8 protein-coding genes are annotated in these 6,073 nt (G+C 67.9%); 1 reads left to right on the forward strand and 7 read right to left on the reverse strand.

Features of this window, described 5'->3' with window-relative positions:
- Nucleotides 1–6: 6 nt before the first annotated feature.
- The 4 genes from CA234_RS25290 to CA234_RS21575 form a co-directional block, all read right to left on the reverse strand.
- Nucleotides 7–135: a hypothetical protein gene (locus CA234_RS25290; protein WP_277600223.1), complete on the reverse strand. Its 129-nt coding sequence runs from the start codon at nt 133–135 to the stop codon at nt 7–9.
- A gap of 51 nt (nt 136–186) precedes the next feature.
- Nucleotides 187–528 carry a DUF6481 family protein gene (locus tag CA234_RS21565; protein ID WP_126002728.1) on the reverse strand — a complete coding sequence of 114 codons (342 nt, stop codon included), beginning with the start codon at nt 526–528 and terminating at the stop codon, nt 187–189.
- 4 nt (nt 529–532) lie between these two features.
- Entirely contained in the window at nt 533–751 is a 219-nt protein-coding gene (locus tag CA234_RS21570; RefSeq protein WP_125977924.1) for a hypothetical protein, read from the reverse strand.
- Between the two features lie 89 nt (nt 752–840).
- Nucleotides 841–1,047 carry a cold-shock protein gene (locus tag CA234_RS21575; RefSeq protein WP_093294641.1) on the reverse strand — a complete coding sequence of 69 codons (207 nt, stop codon included), beginning with the start codon at nt 1,045–1,047 and terminating at the stop codon, nt 841–843.
- A gap of 331 nt (nt 1,048–1,378) precedes the next feature.
- Between CA234_RS21575 and CA234_RS21580 the strand changes: the two genes are divergently transcribed.
- Nucleotides 1,379–2,176 carry a hypothetical protein gene (locus CA234_RS21580; protein ID WP_126002729.1) on the forward strand — a complete coding sequence of 266 codons (798 nt, stop codon included), beginning with the start codon at nt 1,379–1,381 and terminating at the stop codon, nt 2,174–2,176.
- Between the two features lie 47 nt (nt 2,177–2,223).
- On the opposite strand, the gene argF is transcribed toward CA234_RS21580, so the two are convergent.
- From argF to CA234_RS21595, 3 genes are all read right to left on the reverse strand, one after another.
- Entirely contained in the window at nt 2,224–3,141 is a 918-nt protein-coding gene (gene argF / locus CA234_RS21585; protein ID WP_126002730.1) for an ornithine carbamoyltransferase, read from the reverse strand.
- A gap of 154 nt (nt 3,142–3,295) precedes the next feature.
- Nucleotides 3,296–4,492, reverse strand: coding sequence for an aspartate aminotransferase family protein (locus CA234_RS21590; protein ID WP_125977918.1), 1,197 nt, complete (start codon nt 4,490–4,492; stop codon nt 3,296–3,298).
- A gap of 119 nt (nt 4,493–4,611) precedes the next feature.
- Nucleotides 4,612–6,048: a patatin-like phospholipase family protein gene (locus tag CA234_RS21595; RefSeq protein ID WP_126002731.1), complete on the reverse strand. Its 1,437-nt coding sequence runs from the start codon at nt 6,046–6,048 to the stop codon at nt 4,612–4,614.
- Between the last annotated feature and the right edge of the window lie 25 nt (nt 6,049–6,073).

Raw genomic sequence — 6,073 nt, forward strand, 5'->3', positions numbered from 1 at the left:
CGTTCGTCAGGACTTCAGCGTGGTCATCTCGACCGGCTTGCCCTTGGTGCTGGGATTGGAAGCGTTCTGCTTCGGTGCCTTTTCGGTCTTCGGCTTGCGCGCTTCCTTGTTCGACTTCTTCTGACTCTTGGCCATGGCTACTCCTGTCGCTTGCGCCGTCGCCACCCTATCGTCGTCGAGATCGGGTCAGCGGGCGTGCTTGTTGGCCTTGCGGGCGGCGTAGCGCGCGTCGCGTGCGGCCTTGCGATCCGCCTCGGTGGGTACCGGGACGGCCGCCGCGGCTTCTACCGCACGGATCGCCTCCGCCTTGCTCTCGCGCTTGGCAGCCGCAAGCGCCTCGCGCTCGGCAAGCGCCGCTGCACGCTTTTCGGCGCTGGCCGTTTCGGCCGCCACGCGACGCGCCGTGGCCGCTGCCAGCGCATCGGCATCGGCGACGGGCCTTGCCCGCAGCATCGCCAGCGCCCTGCGCTTCGCCGATGCCGACGCGCTCGCGCGCTCCTGAAATCCCGGGGGTGTATATGCTACCATGCGCTTACAGCCTCCCCATGCGCGTCGGCACGCGGACGACCGCGCCGGTGATCACCTTGCTGCCATAGGCCTTGGCGATGATCGCCGTATCGGCGGCGCTGTTCATCACCACGCGCGTGCCGCCGGACTGCAGCGTCTCGATCGCGCTGATGACGATGCTCCGCTTGGCGCAGGTCGCGACGACATGCTCCTTGGCGGCGCTGACGTTGATTGCTCTGGACATGCTGTCCTCCGTTTCCTGAAGCAGGTGGTTCCCGCTCGGTCCAAATGGAAACGGGCGAGCATCTGCATGCCCGCCCAGTCCGCTGTGCTTCAGGCCGACTGAAGATTGACGGCCGAGGTCTTGCCCCGACGGTCCGTCTCCAGCTCGTAGGAAACCCGCTGGTCCTTATCGAGCGTGTGCATGCCTGCGCGCTCGACGGCCGAGATGTGGACAAAGGCGTCGCCGCCGCCGGTTTCCGGCGCGATAAAGCCATAGCCCTTGTCGTTATTGAAGAATTTCACGGTTCCGGTGATCATATGGGCATCCTTTGTCCCAGGCATGACGGGCATGCGCCAACAGCGGCGCATCCCGGCTTCGGTGAGGCTAGAAAGGGACAAAGGGAGGAGCCGAGGCGGCCCGATATCCGTCGCATGCGACGTCAGCGTTATTCATATGGTGTGCCAGAGAAGGATTGGTAAGGCGTGCCCCGAATTTTTTACGGAACCCCGTCGATTATTTGGCGGTTCGAGCGAATACGGCTCGCTGCGTCGTCCATCTCGGCGTTTGGCGAGCGCCGATAGCTGAGGACCTACGTAGGTTTACGGCTGCATCCGAACCGCGGCGCGCATCTCTTCCTATGATGGGAAGATGAAGCTCCCCGCCATCTCCTTCTCCGCCCTTGCGTCGATGGCGCCGCTGCGCAGCACCAGCACTGGCGCCCCGGCGAACGCGGCATCTTCCAAGCAGGAGGAGATGGCCGCGCGCAAGTTGCAGCAGGCGAAGGACGCCGTCGCAACCCTCAAGACGATCAAGACCAAGACCAGCGACGACCAGAAAGCGCGCGCCGCGCAGAAGGTGCAGGAACTGAAAGCGCGGCTCCAGGCGCTCAAGATGATCTATGCGGGCGATCCCAAGAAGCTCGCCCGCGCCGCCGCCCAGATCGCCCGCGAGCTCGCCGCCGCGGTGAAGAGCTATACCAGCGCCGGCGGCAGCACGGTCGAGCTAGGCGGCGTGGAGGCCGGGGATGCCTCGGCCAGCGCGGCCGCACCGGCGGGCGATGCCAAGGCCGAAGGTGCGGGCGCGGGTGCGGGTGCGGGCGAAGCGACGCCCACTGCCGAGACCGCCGAGAAGGACAAGGTGGCGGCCGAAGGCGATGCGTCCCAGCCCGAAGCGGCTAGTTCCGCCGCGACCAAGCAGGCCGACGAGAAGCGCGCCGCCGATGCCGCGCGCGCCAAGGCCGATGACGACTTCAGGAACGAGGCCCGCGCGCTCGCCCGCGAGCTCAAGGCCGCGCTACGCCGCAAGGACCACAAGCATCGCGACGAGGACCCCCGCGACGGCAGCGACAAGCGATCGGCGGAGCAGGCATTGGCTGCGGTCGAGCAGGCGGTCGGGGCCCTGCCGATGGCCGACGTCGCCGCGGTGGGCGCGCTGGCGGGGATCTAAGGCCCCTCCCGCAAGCGGGAGGGGAATGCAGGCTCGAACGCCGTCCCTCAGAGCTGCCCGAAGCACCAGCGCAGGACCGACTTCTGCGCGTGCAGCCGGTTCTCCGCCTCGGGCCAGATCAGCGATTGCGGCCCGTCGATCACCGCGTCGGTCACTTCCTCGCCGCGATGCGCGGGCAGGCAGTGGAGGAAGCGGGCGTCGGGCTTGGCGGCGGCCATCAATGCCTCGTCGACCTGGAAGGGCATCATCGCCTTGAGCTTGGTCTCGGCATGCGCCTGGCCCATCGAGATCCAGGTATCGGTGACGATGATGTCGGCGCCTTCCACCGCCTCGCGCGCGGTGCCGACCACGCGGGCGCGGCCACGCCCGCGGGCGACGTCGGCGTCGCTCGGCTGATAGCCTTGCGGGCAGGCGGCGACGACGTCGAACTGCATCAGCCCGCCGGCTTCCATGATCGAGGCGAGCACGTTGTTGCCGTCGCCCAGCCAGGCGACCTTGAGGCCGGGCAGCGCCTTGCCGCTTTCCAGGATGGTCAGCAGGTCCGCCATGATCTGGCAGGGATGCGAGGCATCGGTAAGGCCGTTGATCACCGGCACGCTGGCATACTTGGCCATGTCGATCACCTTCTGGTGGTCGTCGGTGCGGATCATGATCGCGTCGACATAACCCGAGAGCACCCGCGCGGTGTCCGCGATGCTTTCGCCGCGGCCGAGCTGCATCGAGCCCGCGTCCATCACGATGCTGGTGCCGCCGAGCTGGCGGATCGCCATGTCGAACGACACGCGGGTGCGGGTGCTGTTCTTCTCGAAGATCATCGCCAGCGTGTGGCCGGCGAGCGGTGCGTCGCCGTCCGGCTTGCCCTTGGGCCAGCCGGCGCGCGCGGTCTTGCGGGCCATCGCGTCGTTCAGCATCGCCGCGATCGCGTCGGGGCCGGCATCGGTCAGATCGATAAAGTGGCGGGTCATGGTTTCCTCCCTCGCGTCAGCAAAGGGGAAGGAACTGCCGGCGACGCCGGAGGTGGAGGCGAGCCTCGCACCACCAATGCACCGCGCGGGGGAAGCCCCCTCCACCATGCTGCGCATGGTCCCCCTCCCCCGCTTGCGCGGGGGAGGAAACGCTTCAGTTGGCGGTTGCGGGCGCGAAGCTGCGCGCGCCGGCGCTCAGCTTGTCGACCGCCTCGGCGATGTGGCTCTCGTCGATCACCAGCGGCGGCAGCACGCGGAACACATTCTCGCCCGCCGCCACGGTGAGCAGCCCGTGATGGTCGCGCAGATGGGCGACGAAGTCGCGGCTTACCACGCTGTCCTTCATCTTGATGCCGAGCATCAGGCCCTTGCCGCGGATCTCCTCGAAAAGGTGATCATGGTTGGGGATCAGCTGCTCGAAGGCCTGGCGCAGGCGCTCGCCCATGCGGGTGACATGCTCGAGGAAGCCGGGCTCCTCCATCACGTCGAGCACCGCCATGCCCGCGGCCATCGCCAGCGGGTTGCCGCCATAGGTGGAGCCATGGGTGCCGGCGACCATGCCCTTGGCCGCTTCCTCGGTGGCGAGGCAGGCGCCGAGCGGGAAGCCCGCACCGATGCCCTTGGCCGAGGTCATGATGTCGGGCGTGATGCCGTAATGCTCATAGGCCCACATCTTGCCGGTCCGGCCATAGCCGCACTGGATCTCGTCGAGGATCAGCAGCAGTCCGTGCTCGTCCGCCGCCTTGCGCAGGCCCTGGATGAACTCGACCGTGCCGGCGGTCATGCCGCCCTCGCCCTGGATCGTCTCGACCAGGAAGCCTGCGGTCTCGTCGTCGATCTTGGCGAGCGCGCCTTCGAGATCGTTGAACGGCACATAGTCGAAGCCCGGCAGCAGCGGCTCGAACCCGTCGCGCATCTTGCCCTGGTCGGTCGCCGAGATCGCGCCCAGCGAACGGCCGTGGAAGGCGTTCTTGAAGGTGATCAGCTTGTGCCGCTGCGGGTTGCCATTGGCATAATGATAGCGGCGCGCGGTCTTGATCGCGCACTCGATCGCCTCGACGCCCGAGTTGGTGAAGAACACCGTGTCGGCGAAGCTGTGCTTGAGCAGACGCTCGGCCAGCGCCTCGCCCTGGGGGGAGCCGTAGAGGTTCGAGACGTGCATCAGCGTGGCGGCCTGGTCGGCGATCGCCTGCACCAGGTGCGGGTGGCCATGGCCCAGCGCGTTGACGGCGATACCGGCGGCGAAATCGAGATAGCGTTCCCCTCGTTCCCCGATCAGGTAGCAGCCCTCGCCTCGCACCGGCCGCACACCGCACCGCGGGTAGACGGGCATGAGCGGGGTGATGGTCATGGGAACGGTACTCCTTGACGAAAAAGGGGTGGGAAAACTCCAGAAACGCAAAAGGGCGACCTATCCGGGCCGCCCTCTCGCATATTTAGGGCCGGTTGGGGCCGCAGGTCAACCTGCCTTTACGGCTGTGCCGGCACGCGGTGGTTCCATTGCTGGGTGGCACCGCGGCTGCGGCCGTAATCGGCGGTGCAGGCCATGTACCAGGGATAGAATTGCAGCGGCTTGGCCTTGGCGTCGATCGCCTGCCACTGGCTGCAGGTCTTGCCGTTGAACACGTGATCCTCCGGCTTCTCGCCCCCCGGCGCCCGGGTGAGCGACGCCATGCGCAGCCAGCCATAGCGCACCCCCAGCTCCTCGACCTGCGCGGCGGAAAAACTGTAGACCTGCGTCTCGAGCAGATCGACGGCGCGCAGCGCCCCGGAAATCGCGGAGAAACGCTGCATCGGCTGGTCGGTGCCGGTCCAGGTGCCGGGATCCATCGAGGTGTTGACCATCAAGGTGACCTCGGCCCTGCCGCCCGGGCCTGCCGCCTCGAACGCCCGTTCCTCGGGCTGGAGGAACATGCCGAAGCGCGCGCCGCCATCCATGTACATCTGGATGCGCTTGTCCTCGATCGGCTGGACCGGCGACCCGTCGACCAGCCGCTCCAGCGTCACCGGCGGCACGCCCGGCGGGACTGAGGACGAGGCGAGCAGCGCATCGACATAGCAGCTCTGGATCCGCGCCTGATCGGCGGGCGACGGGTTGCCCAGCATCGGCGCGACGAGCGCGGTCAGGTCGACGGCATAGGCCCCGCCGTCGTCGAGATTGCTCACGCCGACCAGCAGCTTGCGGCCCTTCTGCCCTTCCTCCGCCACTTCCTGCAGCGTCCCCAGGCTCATGATCTTGAGCAGCCGCGCGCGGAGCGGCGCGAAGGTCGCGCTCGATCCCTTCAGCACCGCGCCCAGCCCTGCGCCGCCGCCGCGCACGCGCAGCAGATCGGCCTCCTTGAGGATCGAATAGGCGAGGACGAGGTCGCCGACATTCGACGTCCCCGGCTGCACCACGAACCCGGTATCGCCTTCCTTGCCGGAAAGCGGGCCATCGACCCAGGCGGCATAGTCGCGGTCGCCCGGCACCTTCTGGTTGGCGAGGAACAGCAGGGTGCTCTGCAGCGATCCGGTGCTGACGCCGGTGACGATGTCCCAGGTCGGCAGCGTGCCCATGCCGTAGAAGAAGCCCGCACCGAACGCACCGTGCTGGCCGCCGCCGCTGAGCGCGAGGAAGCGATCGGGTTCGACGGTGCTGGCCGCCGCACCGAGGCTCCCCGTGGTACGCAGCCGCAGCGCACGGCGCGCCCGCAGTGCCGCACCCAGTTCCTCCTCCGCGCTGCCCGGCACGCGCGCCAGCGCATCGCCGGCAGCCGTCCGCAGCTGGCGTGTCTGCCAGGCCGGACCGACGCTGATCGGCAGCATCTTGTAGTTGCAGCCCAGGATCGCCTTGGGTCGCGGCTGCGAACAGCCCGCAAGCGACAGTCCTGCCGCGACGACCGCGAACAGCAAGCCTAGTGTCTTCATCGTGAACCCCACCCCGTTGGCAACC

Source organism: Sphingomonas sp. ABOLE (assembly GCF_003950455.1).
In the GTDB taxonomy this organism is placed as follows: Bacteria; Pseudomonadota; Alphaproteobacteria; order Sphingomonadales; family Sphingomonadaceae; genus Sphingomonas; species Sphingomonas trueperi.